Raw genomic sequence first — 16,677 nt, 5'->3', positions numbered from 1 at the left:
AGAGATTTCCGAAAGAAAGTGAGAAAGTGAGCAGCGATAATGCGTTAAAAGAGAAGCAAAAACATAGTGTGGGTGAAGTAATTTCCATCATCGGGCCGGTGGTGGATGTAAGATTCCCGGACGAGGAACTCCCGGCCATATATACCGCCCTTGAGGTGGTGGATGAGGAGCTTGGGAGGTCCCAGGAAGGCCCCAGAAATCAGGATGCGGGCAAACACCTTAAGGTCGTTGTTGAAGTGATGCATCATCTGGGCAATGACACCGTGAGGTGCATAGCCATGTCGTCCACCGACGGCCTGGTAAGGGGAATGAAGGTAATAAACACCGGGAAACCAATAGAGATTCCGGTGGGGGAAGAGGTGCTGGGAAGGATTTTCAATGTCCTGGGCCAGCCCATCGATGACATAAAGGGTATTGAAGTCAAAGAAAGGTGGCCCATACACCGACCTGCTCCTTCTTTTGAAGAACAGGAAACTCAAGAAGAAATATTCGAAACCGGCATAAAGGTGGTGGACCTGTTGGCCCCCTATTCCCGGGGGGGCAAAATCGGGCTTTTCGGCGGCGCCGGAGTGGGCAAGACCGTTCTCATCATGGAACTCATAAGAAATATTGCAACAGAAAGGAAAGGATATTCGGTTTTTGCGGGTGTGGGTGAAAGGACCAGGGAAGGAAATGAACTCTGGATCGAGATGAAAAACTCCGGAGTTCTGGAAAAGACAGCCCTGGTATTCGGCCAGATGAACGAACCCCCGGGAGCCAGAATGAGGGTGGCTCTGACTGCCCTGACCATGGCAGAGTATTTCAGGGATGAAAAAGGCCAGGATGTGCTTCTCTTCATAGACAACATATTCAGATACATCCAGGCGGGTTCCGAGGTGTCAGCCCTGCTGGGCCGTATCCCCTCCGCTGTGGGCTATCAACCCACTCTCTCGGTGGATGTGGGCATGCTGCAGGAACGCATCACTTCTACAAAAAAAGGTTCTATTACATCGGTACAGGCGGTCTATGTCCCGGCCGACGACCTTACGGACCCTGCTCCGGCCACAACTTTCGCCCATCTGGACGCCACCACGGTGCTTTCCAGGCAGGTGGCGGAAATGGGGCTCTACCCTGCGGTGGACCCACTGGATTCCACATCGAGGATTCTTGACCCCAAGGTCGTTGGGGAAAAACATTATGAGGTGGCAGTAAAAGTTCAGGAGACGCTGCAGAGGTACAGGCAATTGCAGGATATCATCGCCATCCTGGGCATGGATGAATTGTCCGACGATGACAGGTTGACAGTGGCCAGAGCCAGAAAGATCCAGAGGTTTTTGACACAACCCTTCTTTGTGGCCGAAGCCTTTACCGGCACCCCCGGAAGGTATGTAAAGCTTTCGGATACCGTGGAGGGATTTTCGCAGATTATCGAAGGCAGGTGCGATGATCTGCCGGAATCGGCATTTTATATGGTGGGAACCATCGATGAAGCCCTTGAAAAGGCGGAAAAGATCAGGAGGAGGAAAAAGAATGCCATTTGATATGGAATTATATTCACCCCGGAAAAAGTTGGTGAAAAAAGTAAAAATGATGGTGGTGCCCGGCGTGGAGGGCAACTTTGCCGTTCTTGCCGGACATGCACCGCTAATTGCCGCTGTAAGACCCGGCAGAATAAAAGTGGAAGTTGAAGATCATGAAGAATACTATAATACTGGATTTGGATTAATAGAGGTCCTGCCTGAAAAAACGACTTTGATAACTGAAGATTTTTCGGAGGAAAAAAACCAACACGGGGCATAATCATGTTTTTTTTGGCAATAATTCATAAAGAATATATTGTGGGGGGATGAAGCGTGAAATTTTTCAAAATAATGGTTGTAGGAATTATTCTGGTAATGTTTCTGCCGGGCGTAACCTGGAGTTATGAGGAGAAAGATCCGCTGAAACGAGCATTTTTATCATCGGGGGCGAGCATGGAAATATACGACATAACGGACTGGTCTGTAATAACCCGGGAGTCTTTGAATTTTAGAGATTTGGAAGAAATAAAGGCAAGTATGATAAAACTTTTTGACACGAAAGAACAAAATTTTGAAACTACGAAGGAATCTGACGAGATGTACCGAATATTAAATACGGAGGGATGGCTCGATTCCGATATTTTTCTCCAGATTATACTGCAATCGGTGCATTTGCCGGAAGAATATGAGGAGGAACCTCAGACTTATCTGGTTGTGACAGTGACTTCAAGGGACATTGCGAAATTGGAAGAACTCCAGTCAAAAGTCAAAAATGCCGTTATTTCCAGCGGGGGACAGTCAAGAATTACCACTTGTATAACGGGGACTTTTGATGGTAAACTTAATGAAGCGGAGCAGGACAGAATCCTGGAGAAATTTGCCCAGGATTTGAAAATTGAAAATCTCGAGAAAATGAGGGATGATTATGCTGTAAGCGTGCTGGGTTATTCCCCTGAACTTTCGGACAGCATAACCATCCTGGACAAAAGCTATAATGTAAACATAGCAATGAGGTATAACTCTGAAGATGACAGAACTTATATATGGATAGGAACGCCGGTTATTTCAGTGGAATATTAAAAAACTTGCGGAGGGAAAGGCGTTGTCGGGGTTTATTGTAGAAGGCGGCAGAAAGCTTTCGGGCACCGTCAAGATAAGCAGCGCGAAAAATGCCGTGCTGCCTGTGATAGCTGCTTCTCTTTTGACTGAAGCGGAGTGTGTTATAGAAGACGCACCGGAACTTGAAGATGTAAGGGTTATGAAAGAGGTGCTCCTTTCTCTGGGAGCGAAGATAACGTGCGATGCAAATTCCATCAAAATAAATGCGGCACATATAAATTCTTATGAGGCCCCTTACGACCTTGTCAGGAAGATGAGGGCTTCTTTTTTGGTGATGGGGCCACTGCTGGCACGGAAAGGGAAAGCCCGCATATCCATGCCCGGCGGATGCGCCATCGGTTCCAGACCCATTGACCTGCACCTCAAGGGATTTGCTTCTCTCGGAGCGGAGATCGAACTGGGCCACGGTTTTGTGGAAGCCCGATGTGAAAAACTCAAGGGCGCTACCATATACCTGGATTTTCCCAGCGTCGGGGCTACGGAAAACATCATGATGGCCGCCGCACTGGCGGAAGGACAGACCATAGTGGAAAACGCCGCAAAAGAGCCCGAAATAATCGATCTGGCAAACTTTTTAAATTCCATGGGAGCGCATATTCGCGGCGCGGGAACCGATTTAATCAAAATAGAAGGTGTAAACCGGCTTAAGGGGATATCCTATACGGTTATTCCGGACCGCATTGAAGCGGGGACTTTTCTGGTGGCCGGAGCTATTACGGGGGGCGACATACTCCTCGAGAATGTGGTATCCGAGCACCTGAAGCCGGTCATTGCAAAACTGGTTGAATGCGGAGCCCGGATTATAGAAGAGCCCGACGGATTGAGAGTCATAGGGGACGGAAGGCCGCTTCCGTCGGATGTAAAGACGCTGCCATATCCGGGTTTTCCGACGGACATGCAGGCTCAGATCATGGCTTTCCTGAGCTTGGCAAAGGGAACCAGCATGATAATCGAAACGGTGTTTGAAAACCGTTTCATGCATGTGGAGGAGCTCAAGCGCATGGGCGCCCGGATCAAGATTGAAGGCCGAAGCGCAGTAGTGGAGGGTGTGGAAAAGCTGTCAGGAGCTCCCGTTAAAGCCACCGACCTTCGGGCGGGCGCGGCCCTCATTCTGGCGGGGCTTGCGGCTGAAGGCACCACCACTGTCATGAACGCGCACCATGTGGAAAGGGGTTACGTTGACATAGTGGGTAAGCTGTCTTCACTGGGAGCGAAAATAAAGAAGTGTGATTAATAGTGCAGGCAGTATCATATCCCTTTGGTTTGGCTAATAGAATAGTAAAGAGTATTTTTAGGTAAAACTGGAGGGATATGATGAAACGGGCGGAGCTATTGCTAATTTTTTTTATATTTTTTGTTGTCATAGTAGTCCCGGGCCTCACAGTCAGAAGATGCGGAACCTTGTTGCCGCAAAATTCCGGTGGGCAGACGAAGCCCGAGACCGGGACGGGTCAGCGGGAAAATACCGTCGCTCTTTACATAAGTTCGGCAAAGAAAATTGAGCGCATCCCCCTTGAAGAATATGTAAAAGGAGTGGTGGCCGCAGAAATGCCCGCTGGTTTCAATATGGAGGCCATAAAGGCCCAGGCTGTGGCCGCCAGGACATATGTGTATATGAGGTGGAAGCAGGCCGGAGGCGGCGGCTGCAGCCTTCACCCGGAAGCAGATGTATGTGATGATCCCACTCATTGTCAGGCATGGATAACAAAAGGCGAGATGTTGAAAAAATGGGGGATTTTTTCTTATTATCATTATTACAGCAAAATAAACCAGGCGGTAAGCTCCACAGCGGGTATGGTGCTGTTGTACGATGGAAAACCAATAGATCCGCTGTTTTTTTCCACCAGCAATGGAAAGACCGAAAATTCCGAAGACGTTTGGGAAAAGTATATTCCCTATCTTCGCAGCGTCACCAGCCCCGGAGAAGAAACATCTCCAAAGTTTCTTGAAATAAAGCAAATTACCGTCGACGAGATAGTAAATAAGCTGAAGCAGAAATGGCCGGATATTATCATAGATTCTAAAAATCCGGAAAGGCAGTGGAAGGTGCTGGAGACGAGCGCCGGAGGGAGGATAAAAATTATGCAGCTGGGGAACAAAGTTATAAAGGGCACCGAATTCCGGCAATTGTTCGACCTCAATTCCACCGATCTTAGATGGGAAAGGACAGGCAAAAGTATCAAATTCACCAGCATCGGCTTCGGCCACGGGGTTGGCATGAGCCAGTACGGAGCCAACGCCATGGCCAAAAACGGTGCTACATATGTCGACATATTAAAACATTATTATACGGGAGTGGAAATCAAAAAAGTTTTTTAAAGGCCGATCTGTTTGGTTAATTCCTCAGTTTTTAAACAAAGGAAGTACTCCAAGGAAAATCAAATCTTTCCGAGAGGCCGCATCTCCTTCTGCCAGAATGGCGGCTTTTGCCACCACATGGCCGCCGGCTTTGGTTACAAGACGTTCCAGAGCAGCGATAGACGAACCGGTACTTATCACGTCGTCGATCAGCGCTATCCTCTTTCCATTAATTTTTTCAGCATCTTCTCCGTTTAAAACAAGAAGCTGTTTTTTCTGAGTTGTTATTGAAACAACCTCATCGGTGATCGGTGAAGCCATGTACGGCTTGATGCTCTTTCGAGCCACAATGTAATTTTTCCCGAGGAGCCTTGAAATCTCATGAACAAGAGGGATGCCTTTGGCTTCGGCCGATACCACCATATCGATTGGAGGAAGGCGCCGCACAATCTCCTGAGCGGCGAGGGAAACCAATTCCGTATCCCCCAGAATGACAAAGGACGCTATTTTCAAGCCGGGAGCCACTTCGATGATTGGGAGCTCCCGCTTTACGCCCAGTATTTCAAGAACGTATTTTTCCAATTCAAAGCCTCCTTTTCATAACGGTTGCGGCAGCATGCCGCATAGCTTTAAAAGAATCAACCGCATAAATGCTGAAGCAATGGATGTAAGCCCCACCGTATTGTTTTTCTTGACCATATTGATAGCCACCCATGAAAGCATTATCCCGACTCCTGCCATCATTCCGTTGGTAATGACCGGACCAATGGAATTGATTATTAACTGGTTCATTCCGAATAAAGAGATTATCGTCATGATGGCGCCGCCGAAAAAAATCATAGAAAGCCTTCCCCGAAGGCTGGATCCCATGGTTCCCGCCAGGGTAATTGTCTCTGCCTGAAAGGATATGGGGGAAACCAGGCCGAAAACACAGGCGCCCACTGCGCCTATAACAAAAGCCAGTGCTGTGGGGAGAGAAGCAAAACCGGATGATAAAGCCAAAATTCCCTGTGGCAAACCGTTGATAATAACACCGATGGCTGCCATTAAATCTTTGATGTCCATACGCCACGCTCCATTTCATAATACGAATATTTTTATATGCATATGTTATTAATATACGACATTTTATGCCATATTCCTACAGGAGTTTTATATTCGCAATAGTAAAAAAGAATGCCACAGGGGGATTATGTACCACAAAAAGAGGGGGAATACCCGCCATGCCCACCCTGGAAGAAGTGAGGCGTTGCATGGAGAACGTTGGTTTGCGGTAAAAAACCCCGGATCGCCGGGGTTATGCCTTTTTAATGCTGACTTCCGCTATTTCCCTAGTTCTGGGAGTTTTTACCCATGCCTGGGGCTGACTGTTTAAAGCCCTTAAGACCAGCGCTCCAGTATAGGGCAGGGGCAGGAGGAATCCCGCTGCCGGCAGGACCAAAAGTGATATAAGGGCGAATAGAGTGCTTGCGAGGCTGCGCTTTACCATGAATTGATAATATTTTACGATATAAAGGTAATAAGTGAACCCGAAATAAATAAAGATGAGGGATTTAAGGAAAACCCGGAAACCCTCGGGCAATACCGAAGGGTCGATCATGCCTTTATAGGAAAACCATATTACCGCCAAGGGCACCAGCACCGCCAGTTGGTATAAAGTCCACTCCACTTCGCCTTTTAAAAGAAGGGTCTTAATGAGTCTTGTTTTTTTCGGACCGGCATATTCCGGAGTGTTTTTAAATTTTTCGATGACCTGAATGTGACCGGCGGCCCAGCGCAGGCGCTGCCGAAAGAAAGCCCTGTAGGTTTCGGGAGTTTGCTCGGTGCTTATGTAGGGAAAGTAGTCGGGCCAGGCACCTTCGGCCAGATAAGCCCTGACGCCTATCTCTAAATCTTCTGTCAGGGCTTTGCAGTCAAACCCTTTAATTTTCGTTAGAAGTTTTGATTCTATAAATAAATTTGTCCCACCCACAAAAGGAAGCATTTTCATGAGGACAGGCATATACCATTCATGGGATAGCGCCTGGTATAGGGAGGCAATCTTGGTTATGGGGCTCAGGTAAAAGAAGTTTCTGACCTGAAAAACCGGTCCCTGCCAGATGCGGCTGCGTTTTTCCGATTGTATCCAATCACAGGCTATGTATAAAAGGACGTCAAGTTCCGGATGGCTTTCGGCGTCGTAGAATCCGCATATGTCCGCCGCTGCATCAATAAACGATAGTCCGTAATTCAAGGCGCGGCCTTTTGTGGAAGGCACCGTTTTTCCAATGCATTTTCCCTGAAAATTACCGTCAAAATCATATGGTACCATGACATGTTTCAATACGGGGCAATTTCCTCTGGCTGCAAATTCCCGGATTTTATCTTCCACCACCTGCTGAGTGGTATGGTTTTTGCCGGAGGAAAGCTCTTTTTCATCGGTTATGACAATTATTTCAAACAGGTTTTTGGGGTAGTTTAATTGTGCCAGGTGTTCTATGGTCTTTCCGATTACGTCTGCCTCCTCCCGGGCAGGCACAAGAATGGAAAAAACCGGTAACTTTCTGCCTTTTTCTCTTGCAAGTTCCTCAAGCTCAGAGGGCGAAATCACCTTTCTTTTGGACCAGTAGTGTTTGTTAGAATAATATTTCCATGCAAAGTATCTTAAGAAAAGCAGAAAAAAGAATATGTATAAGGCGACAATACATAAATAAATGAGCTGCCCGAGCTCCATGATATTCCCCCCAAAAATACAAAAATAACACAATTATATATTATATACTTAAAACAATTGAAAATAAATACCAAAAAAAGGGCTAAAAATCCAGCTTAGCCATAAATTTCACAAACCATGCAAACCTATGAGGACTATTTATATTATCTCTCGAAAATATATTTTCTTCCTTCGGGTTGCTCAATAAATCAAAAAACTGATATAATTTTTAATACGTTTCGGGAAGAGTATATATTTTTTGAGGGTAAGAAAGATAACAGGCAGGAAAAAAACAAAAAAAGTAGAATAATATCATTATGTCTGGATATGCATATCGGATTTTCAAACAAAAGGGGGTATATTTTTTTATGAAGTCTTTTAAGAAAACATGGTTTCTGGTTGCCGTTATTTCTATAATGATTCTGGGCATTGTTTTATCGGGGTGCGGAGGGGCCAAAACTGAGACGTCGGGAACAAAAGACACATCGAAAAACAATACGGCGGAAAGTCAGCCCGCTTCCCGGACGTCTGCCCCCGAAAACAGGGAACTCATCCTTTCCACAACCACCAGCACACAAGACAGCGGCCTGCTGGACGTGTTGATACCATTATTTGAAAAGAAGACCGGCTATCAGGTCAAACCCATTGCAGTCGGGACCGGCCAGGCGCTGGCTATGGGGGAAAAAGGTGATGCGGATGTGATGTTGGTACATGCTCCCAAGTCGGAGATGGAACTTGTGGACAAAGGCGCCGCCATCAACCGGCAACTGGTAATGCACAATGATTTCATCATAGTGGGGCCCGCAAGCGATCCTGCCGGCATAAAAAATGCTAAGGATTCGGTGGAAGCCTTTCGAGCCATTGCTGAAAAACAGGCCGTATTCATCTCGAGAGGCGACGATTCCGGCACAAATAAAAAAGAACTGGAAATATGGAAAAAGGCGGGGCTTGAAAAACCCGAGGGCAAATGGTATCAGTCCACAGGACAGGGAATGGGCGCAACTTTGGATGTGGCTTCGGAAAAGGCGGCATATACCCTCGCCGACAGGGCCACCTATCTTGCAAAAAAGGACAAGCTGCAGCTTGAAATACTGAAAGAAGGAGATCCTTCTCTTCTCAATATATATCATGTTATGCAGACGAATCCTGAATATGTCAGGAAGAATAATCCCAATGCCGCCAGGATGATAAATGTGGAGGGGGCAAAAGCTTTTGTGGATTTTATGGTTGACCCGGAGACGCAGAAGGTTATCGGAGAGTTTGGAAAGGACAGGTTTGGGCAGCCGTTGTTTTTCCCGGATGCGGGAAAGGATGAAAGTGCACTGGGAAAGTAGGGAAACCTATATTGACTGCGGGGGATTCTATTGGTTACCGTTATTGAGGGATTGAAAAAAGGGTTTATTTTACTTTTTTCACTGGACCGGGAAGTTCTCGGCATTACATGGTTTACACTGAAGGTTACTGGAACCGCCACCCTGATCAGCATTGCCATAGCCCTACCTCTGGCATTTCTTTTGACTCTCAGGGATTTTCCGGGTAAAAGATTCATCATAAGCCTCGCTAACTTGGGCATGGGTTTGCCGCCGACGGTGGTAGGGCTATGGGTGAGCCTCATGCTATGGAGGAGCGGACCCTTTGGGATGCTCAAAATAATGTATACGCCCACTGCCATAGTAATCGCCCAGACGGTAATATCTACGCCTATCATTCTGGCGCTTTCTACGGCAGCTCTCCAGCAAATAGACAGGAAGCTCCGGTGGCAGATCATGGCACTCGGAGCTACACCCCTGCAGATGCTCTTTTTGATGCTGAAAGAAGCGCGCTATTCACTGATGGCGGCTGTTATGGCGGGATTTGGCGGGTCCATATCGGAGGTGGGAGCATCCATGATGGTGGGCGGCAATATCCAGAACTACACCCGGGTTCTAACTACCGCCATAGTGCTGGAAACCAGCAAGGGGCATTTTGATATAGCTCTGGCTTTAAGCTTTATATTGATGCTCCTGGCTTATGTCGCCACACTGTGGTTGACCTTTATACAGCAGCGGAGGTACAGGAATGTATATTATTGAGGGGCAGGATATATCTGTAAGGGCTGGAAAAAGCTGTATCCTCGAGGTGAAAAGGATAGGCCTGGAAGAAGGCAAGGTTTTTTCGGTGATAGGCCCCAACGGATCGGGCAAAAGCACTCTTCTGAGGGTCATGGCGCTTTTGCAGAATCCTGATGATGGGAGTGTGAATTTCAGAGGCAAAAAGGTTATGCCTCGGGACAGAATAAAAATCCGCCGCCGCATGGCGGTGGTATTCCAGGAGCCGCTCCTGCTGGATGCCACAGTGGAGGAAAATGTTGCAATGGGCCTCAGGATACGAGGGGTGGATGCCGCTTCGGCCAGGCGAAGGGCGGGTTTCTGGCTGGAAAGATTCAAGGTGGTGCATCTTTCGGACCGCTGGACCCGGGCTCTCTCCGGCGGGGAAGCCCGACGCGTAAGCCTTGCCAGGGCTTTTACCTTGGAGCCTGAGGTCCTTTTTCTGGATGAGCCCTTTGCCAATCTGGACGCCCCCACCCGGGAGGCTCTGCTGCTGGAGCTTTCTGATGTGCTTCATTCCACAGGCGTCACTACCTTTTTTGTAAGCCATGACTTCAAGGAAGTAGCCTTTCTGGCGGACAGCACCATGGCCCTTTTTGACGGAAAACCGATACAGCAGGCTCCTCCCCGGCGGATACTTGAACACCCGGCAAGCGAAAGGCTTGCGCAGTTTGTCGGCATTGAAAACATATGGTCTGCAAGAATCCTTGAGGAACAGCCGAAAAAATTATTAGCAGAAGTAAACGGTCTGAAAATTGTAGTGGATAAAGTGGCGGCATCAGGAAACGAAGTTAAGTTCCATAAGGGTGATTTGATAAAAATAGCAGTACGGGGAGAGAAGATAAATTGCCTGCCGTGGAATTCAAAAAGTGTTTACTATGATACGGACCTTACACCGAACAGCTCAGCAGGACACAACTTGTGGAAGGGCGTGGTGAAGTCCGTTTTTGCTTTTGGAGATATTATCAAAATCACGGCGGAATGCGGGATAGATGTGAAAATCTCTCTTCCCGCTCGATTTTTGAATGAATTTAAAGTCGGCGACAATATCGTTATATCTTTTTCTGCCGATTCCCCTACAATAATTAAATAAAATAAACATTTTTTTATTTTTTGCGTATAAACATAATGTGAGTACAAAAATTAAAAGTGGTGACGGCAAATGAATGGATTCATAGAATTTTTAGCGGGAATGAAAGACTTTTTTTTGCAGAACGGTGCTATAGGGCTTTTTGTTCTTTCCTTTGCGGAAGCCTCCTTTTTCCCCATACCGCCCGACATAGTGTTGATTCCTCTGACCGTGATGTATCCGGCCGGCGGGCTTTATTATGCGGGCATAACGTCAATAGCATCCACGCTAGGAGGTATGTTCGGGTATTTTATCGGCATCAGGGCCGGCAGGCCGCTGCTTTCCCGGTTTGTGAGGAAGGAAAACATTTATAAAATAGAAGACATGTTTGCCCGCTATGGCGGATGGGCCGTGGCGGTGGCGGGATTTACCCCCATTCCCTACAAGGTTTTCACCATTGCATCCGGAGTTTTCCGGATGAATATTGCCACCTTTTTCATTGCGGCGCTATTGAGCAGAAGCGCCAGGTTTTTTCTTGAGAGTGTTGTAATAATGGCATTGGGGGAAAATGCGGTAGCTTATTTGAACAAACTGCTGGGGCCTGGTTCGTTCCTGTTGTTGGCGGTGGTGCTCATTTTGTACGTCGCTGCAAAAAAGACCAAAATATCGGTGCGGGTTTCATCGAACAGAGTGCCGGGATATGGTTTTGTAAAAAAAGCTGCGGAAAAATACATTGCAAAGTATGGCGAGTTTGGGATTTACATCATCGGAGGGATTATAACTGCATGCATATTTGGGATGATGTTCGCTAAGCTTGCTGAAGAAATGCTGGAAAAAGAGTTGGGATGGCTGGATTGGGGGATCATTGAATTTTTCAGATCGATAAAAAACCCTGTTATAGACAGTATAATGAACGCAGTGAATATTATACAGCAGCCGCTGGTGCTTTTGATGCTGCTGGCAGTAGGCATGACTCTGGTGGGATATTTATGTAAAAATGCAAGGCTGTCTGCCTTCACGTTTATATCTTTTGCCGGAAGCATTATAATCCAGTGGGGATTGAAATCTTTGTTCCAGAGGCCCAGGCTGTCTCCAGTGGCACATGCTATGGATTTTATGGCTTACGGTTTCCCCAGCGGGACTGCGCTGCTTTTCACAGCTTTCCTGGGGTTTCTGGCTTTTGCCGTCACAAGAAGAACAATAGGGCGGTATAAAATCGCGGCGGCAATTGTCTGGCTCATATCAACAGCCGTTATGGGTGCAAGCCGCATATATCTGGGGATGAGTTATCCCACAGACATCCTGGCAGGATTCCTAATAGGTATGGTGTGGCTGGCAAGCTGCATAGTCACCAGCGAAGTTATGGAATATTATTCGGGTAAATAATAAATTTCCGATTATGGTGTTGACAGCATAGTTGAAAATTTATATAATATTTCAGAACCGACCGGTCGGTCGGATTGTATAGATAATTTTTAAGGGGGATGACACATGCATGCAAATATTCGCAAAACTTGTTACATACTGCTGGTCCTGATTTTAATTTCGATGGCCGCCGGATGCGGCAATAAACCGGCAGCGACCTCCGAGCCGGAGAAAATCGTGCCGGTCAAAACGGCATTTTCGCAGATAGAGGACCTGGCGGAATATCAATCCTTTCCCGGCGAAGTGCAGGCTGCGGGAGAAGTGGGCATCTTTGCGAAAATGAGCGGAAAGGTGGAGCATATACTGGTACGGGAAGGGGAAGAAGTAAAAAAAGGTCAGGTGTTGATAAAACTCGAGCAAAAAGACGTGCTTTCCCAGGTAAATCAGGCAAAGGCCGGATACGATGCGGCGCTGGCGCAGCTCGAAAGCCTGAAAAACGGCCAGCTTCCGCAGCAGATTGCACAGCTGGAATCGGCGTTCAACCAGGCTCAAGCTAATTTTAAGAACGCCGAAGCAAACTACAACCGCATGAAGAGCCTGATGGAGCAAGGGGCGGTATCCAAGCAGCAGTTTGACAGCGTGGAGCTTCAATACAAAGTAGCAAAAGAGCAATTCGAATCCGCAAAAACTCAGCTTACTCTTACAAAGGAAAAAACCGGTCCCGAAAGCATATCCACCGCCGAAGCTCAGGTAAGCCAGGCAAAGGCGGCACTGGCGGCTGCGCAGACGGTCCTTGACAATACTCTTATTACTTCCCCTATCGATGGGACGGTGGGTTTTATCAGCGTAAAGGCGGGTCAAACGATAAGCGCCGGCATGCAGGTTGCGACTGTAGGAGATTTGAAAAATGTCGAGATTGAAATAAATGTGACCGAAGACAGGATAAGCGCACTGAAGAACGGTCAGGAGGCGGATGTCACCGTTGACTCAGCAAATGTTCAAGCGGCAAAAGGTAAAATTGTCAGCATAAGTCCATTTAAAAACCCCGTGACTTTAGTTTATCCTGTTAAAGTGCAGGTGCCTAACGAGGGCGGAGTACTAAAATCGGGCATGTTTGCAAGAGTAAAACTTATAGTGGGTTTTCATCAAAAGGTCGTAACAGTGCCGGAAGATGCGGTAGTGGCTTATGACGGGACAAAACTCGTTTACACCGTCGAAGACGGCAGAGCGAAAGCCCATAAGGTGGAAACTGGCGCGGCGTCCATGGGGAAAATAGTGATAACCAGAGGGATTTCCGCCGGGCAACAAATAGTTGTGGAAGGTCAGGAACTGCTGCAGGACGGTGTGAAAGTTTCCGTCGAAAGCCGGGGTGATGTGAAATGAACCTGGCCAGTTTTTCCATAAAAAGACCCGTCACTATGCTGATGATTATTGCTATCATAATGGTGCTGGGCTTTATTTCCTTCACCAGGCTGGGCATAGATCTTTTTCCGAATTTTGTATATCCCGGCGCTGTGGTTATAACTCAGTATGAAGGCGCATCGCCCAGTGAAATCGAAACCATGATAACGCAGCCTATAGAAGAGGCACTGTCCACCATAAACAATGTTAAAAATATCCAATCATTCAGCAATGAAGGCAATTCAACCGTATTTGTCGAATTTAACTGGGGCACCAATATGGACATGGCGGCTCTCGACATGAGGGAACAGGTGGATTTGATAAAGTCTTTTCTTCCGGAAGGGGCAAAATCGCCCATGGTCATAAAATTTGATCCATCTATGATGCCGGTAATGCAGCTCGCTTTATATGGAGGAAACGATATTGTCCAGTTGAAAAATATTGCCGACGATGTCATAAAAAACAGGCTTTTGAGATTGGAAGGCGTAGCTGAGGTAAGCGTTATAGGCGGTCTGGAAAGGGAGATAGACATCATTGTCGACCCGGATAAGCTGGCCTATTACGGGCTTTCCATGTCGCAGATAGCAGCCAAATTGCAGGCTGAAAACATGAATCTTCCCGGCGGCACCGTGTCTCAAGGCAAAAAAGACTATCTTATAAGGACCACCGCTCAATTTAAAGATGTATCCGAGATTGAAAACGTCCCGATACCCCTGCCCCGGGGCGGGAGCATACCGTTGAAAAACCTGGCGGAGATAAAAGACACGCATAAAGAAGTTTCCACCATAGCCAGGTACAACGGCAAACCCAGCATTACACTGATGATACGAAAACAGTCCGGTTACAACACTGTGCAGGTGGCAAGAAACGTGAAGGCGGAAATGGAAAGGATTAAAAAAGTAGTGCCGGAAGGTATAGGATATGTGCCGGTGCTGGACCAGGCTGAATACATCGAAAAGTCCATAGGCAACGTCACAAACAACGCCATAACAGGCGCACTGCTTGCTGTGCTGGTGCTTTATCTGTTTTTGAGGAATATTAGAACCACCGTAATAATTGGGATTTCCATCCCGATTTCCATCATAGCCACCTTTGTGCTGATCTATTTTAACCACCTTACTCTCAATATGATGTCGCTGGGAGGCCTGGCTCTCGGGGTGGGGATGCTGGTGGACAACTCCATAGTGGTGCTGGAGAACATATTCAGACACCGCCAGGAAGGCGAAGAGGCCATAGCGGCCGCTATTTCCGGCGCCAATGAGGTGGGCATGGCGGTAACCGCATCTACCCTGACGACTGTTGCGGTTTTTCTGCCCATCGTATTTGTCCAGGGAATAACGGCCCAGTTTTTCAAGGAGATGGCGCTGACGGTAACCTTTTCACTGCTGTCATCCCTGGCGGTGGCTCTGACGGTAGTGCCGCTGTTTTCATCAAGACTGATACATGTAACCGGAACCGCTGAAGACATATCGGCCGGATATGCTTCGAAAAATGTGTTTATCAGGTTTTTAAAAGCTCCGCTGGATGTGTTTTCAAGATATTATGAAAAGACTGAAATGGCATATGGCAGACTGCTAAAATGGTCTCTTTTTCACAGAAAACTCATAGTCATACTGGCGGGGAGTCTGTTTATACTGAGCGTCGCGCTTATTCCCTTTGTCGGAACGGAGTTTATGCCACAGTCCGATACGGGAATGATTACGGTTTCAATAACAATGCCCGACGGCACCAACCTTGAGGAGACGGATAGTTTTGTTTCACAAATGGAAAACAAACTCAAAGGGATAAAAGAGATAGAGGGAGTGCTGGCCAATGTGGGTTCGTCTTCTTCGTTTATGGGAAATACCAGCCACAATATCGCGAGCATAGCGGTAGTGCTGAAGCCTCTTTCGGAGAGAAAGCGAGGCGCTCAGGATGTGGCCGAGGAAATAAGAAACATTACCAAAAATATGCCCGGGGCGGAAGTAAAGGTCAATGTAATGAGCAGCATGGATTTTGGAGGAGGCGGCACCCTGAAACCGATCTCCATTTCCATCAAAGGGGATGATTTCGACGAATTGAAAAAAATCAGCGACCGTATTGTGGAAATCGTGAAATCCGTACCCGGGACCCGGGAGGTAGAGAGCAGCCTGGAGCGCGGGAAACCGGAGCTTGATATTAAAGTAGACCGGGACAAAGCGGCGCTATACGGCCTTTCCACAAGTCAGATTGCCCAGGCGGTGAACTCCGCAGTGGCCGGTAGCACCGCTACCAAGTACAAAGTGGGCGGCGATGAAATAAATGTGGTAATAAAAGCCCGGGAGGACCTTGTTGACGATATCGGAAAGATAAGAAATCTTTTAATACAGAGTGCTTCGGGAGCCATGATAACCCTTGGCGATGTAGCCAGGGTGGAAAAGGGTATCGGGCCTGTGGAAATAGACAGGGACGATCAGACCAGGGTCGTTACCGTAACGGGAGATGTGGTGGGCAGGGCTGCAGGAACCGTAAACAGCGAGATTCAGAAAAAGCTTTCGACCGTCAGCCTGCCTGAAGGTTACAGCTATAAAATGGGCGGAGAGCAGGAACAAATGATGGAATCCTTCAGGGACCTCTTTCTCGCATTGATACTGGCTGTGATACTGGTTTACATGGTGATGGCCGCTCAGTTTGAATCGCTTTCCCAACCCTTTGTCATAATGTTCACCGTACCTCTGGCCATAATAGGAGTGGTTTTTGCTCTGCTTGCGACCGGAAGGCACATAAACATGCCTGCCTTTATCGGCATAATCATGCTGGCAGGCATTGTGGTGAATAACGCCATAGTGCTGGTGGATTTCATAAATCAATTGCGGCATAGAGGTATGAGCCGCGAAGAGGCTATAATAAAAGCCGGCCCAACCCGGCTGAGGCCTATTCTCATGACCACCCTGACGACAGTTCTGGGCCTTGTTCCGCTGGCGCTGGGCCTGGGAGAAGGAGGAGAGCTTCGCGCACCCATGGCCACAGCCGTTATAGGAGGACTCACCTTTTCTACATTGTTGACACTGGTGGTCATTCCCGTGATATATACAATAATGGAAGATATTGGAAGCATATGGAGGAGAATAAGGATCAGGAAAAGGCGAAAACTGATTTCAACAAGTGAAAGGTAATCCTGCTTCGCCT

Annotated in this window: 14 protein-coding genes; 11 read left to right on the top strand and 3 right to left on the bottom strand. The window is 47.5% G+C overall.

Features of this window, described 5'->3' with window-relative positions; all coding sequences use genetic code 11:
- The first annotated feature begins 68 nt into the window (after nucleotides 1-68).
- From atpD to spoIID, 5 genes are all read left to right on the top strand, one after another.
- The gene (atpD, locus tag AC6I1H_RS07860) at nucleotides 69-1,520 is read left to right on the top strand and encodes a F0F1 ATP synthase subunit beta (protein WP_497740738.1); all 1,452 of its coding nucleotides are present in this window, start codon (nucleotides 69-71) and stop codon (nucleotides 1,518-1,520) included.
- Nucleotides 1,510-1,779, top strand: a complete 270-nt coding sequence (locus tag AC6I1H_RS07855) for a hypothetical protein (protein ID WP_497740398.1) — start codon at nucleotides 1,510-1,512, stop codon at nucleotides 1,777-1,779. The genes atpD and AC6I1H_RS07855 overlap by 11 nt, the downstream gene beginning before the upstream one ends.
- 53 nt (nucleotides 1,780-1,832) lie before the next feature.
- The gene (locus AC6I1H_RS07850) at nucleotides 1,833-2,579 is read left to right on the top strand and encodes a YwmB family TATA-box binding protein (RefSeq protein ID WP_497740397.1); all 747 of its coding nucleotides are present in this window, start codon (nucleotides 1,833-1,835) and stop codon (nucleotides 2,577-2,579) included.
- Nucleotides 2,580-2,601: 22 nt separating this feature from the next.
- Nucleotides 2,602-3,852 carry a UDP-N-acetylglucosamine 1-carboxyvinyltransferase gene (gene murA / locus AC6I1H_RS07845; protein ID WP_497740396.1) on the top strand — a complete coding sequence of 417 codons (1,251 nt, stop codon included), beginning with the start codon at nucleotides 2,602-2,604 and terminating at the stop codon, nucleotides 3,850-3,852.
- Between the two features lie 80 nt (nucleotides 3,853-3,932).
- Entirely contained in the window at nucleotides 3,933-4,937 is a 1,005-nt protein-coding gene (spoIID, locus tag AC6I1H_RS07840) for a stage II sporulation protein D (protein WP_497740395.1), read from the top strand.
- 24 nt (nucleotides 4,938-4,961) lie between these two features.
- On the opposite strand, the gene AC6I1H_RS07835 is transcribed toward spoIID, so the two are convergent.
- The 3 genes from AC6I1H_RS07835 to AC6I1H_RS07825 form a co-directional block, all read right to left on the bottom strand.
- Nucleotides 4,962-5,498, bottom strand: a complete 537-nt coding sequence (locus AC6I1H_RS07835; protein WP_497740394.1) for a phosphoribosyltransferase family protein — start codon at nucleotides 5,496-5,498, stop codon at nucleotides 4,962-4,964.
- A gap of 15 nt (nucleotides 5,499-5,513) precedes the next feature.
- Complete coding sequence (locus AC6I1H_RS07830; RefSeq protein WP_497740393.1) at nucleotides 5,514-5,981, bottom strand: hypothetical protein; 468 nt, start codon at nucleotides 5,979-5,981, stop codon at nucleotides 5,514-5,516.
- Nucleotides 5,982-6,213: 232 nt separating this feature from the next.
- Nucleotides 6,214-7,629 (bottom strand): glycosyltransferase family 2 protein, encoded by a 1,416-nt coding sequence (locus AC6I1H_RS07825; RefSeq protein ID WP_497740392.1) that lies wholly within the window; start codon nucleotides 7,627-7,629, stop codon nucleotides 6,214-6,216.
- A 347-nt stretch (nucleotides 7,630-7,976) separates the two neighbouring features.
- Here AC6I1H_RS07825 and AC6I1H_RS07820 point away from each other — a divergent pair, with 347 nt between their 5' ends.
- From AC6I1H_RS07820 to AC6I1H_RS07795, 6 genes are all read left to right on the top strand, one after another.
- A complete protein-coding gene (locus AC6I1H_RS07820; RefSeq protein WP_497740391.1) occupies nucleotides 7,977-8,942 on the top strand; it encodes an ABC transporter substrate-binding protein in 966 nt (321 codons plus the stop codon).
- A gap of 30 nt (nucleotides 8,943-8,972) precedes the next feature.
- Nucleotides 8,973-9,680, top strand: a complete 708-nt coding sequence (locus AC6I1H_RS07815) for an ABC transporter permease (protein WP_497740390.1) — start codon at nucleotides 8,973-8,975, stop codon at nucleotides 9,678-9,680.
- Entirely contained in the window at nucleotides 9,667-10,788 is a 1,122-nt protein-coding gene (locus AC6I1H_RS07810) for an ABC transporter ATP-binding protein (protein ID WP_497740389.1), read from the top strand. The genes AC6I1H_RS07815 and AC6I1H_RS07810 overlap by 14 nt, the downstream gene beginning before the upstream one ends.
- Before the next feature lie 69 nt (nucleotides 10,789-10,857).
- Complete coding sequence (locus AC6I1H_RS07805; RefSeq protein WP_497740388.1) at nucleotides 10,858-12,150, top strand: VTT domain-containing protein; 1,293 nt, start codon at nucleotides 10,858-10,860, stop codon at nucleotides 12,148-12,150.
- Nucleotides 12,151-12,255: 105 nt separating this feature from the next.
- Nucleotides 12,256-13,512 carry an efflux RND transporter periplasmic adaptor subunit gene (locus AC6I1H_RS07800; protein WP_497740387.1) on the top strand — a complete coding sequence of 419 codons (1,257 nt, stop codon included), beginning with the start codon at nucleotides 12,256-12,258 and terminating at the stop codon, nucleotides 13,510-13,512.
- Nucleotides 13,509-16,664, top strand: coding sequence for an efflux RND transporter permease subunit (locus AC6I1H_RS07795; protein WP_497740386.1), 3,156 nt, complete (start codon nucleotides 13,509-13,511; stop codon nucleotides 16,662-16,664). Before AC6I1H_RS07800 ends, AC6I1H_RS07795 begins: the two co-directional genes overlap by 4 nt.
- Nucleotides 16,665-16,677: the final 13 nt, after the last annotated feature.

This window comes from Biomaibacter sp. TOL, assembly GCF_059717795.1.
Note: the sequence above shows the minus strand (reverse complement) of the source record. Positions and strands in the feature narration are given on the sequence as shown.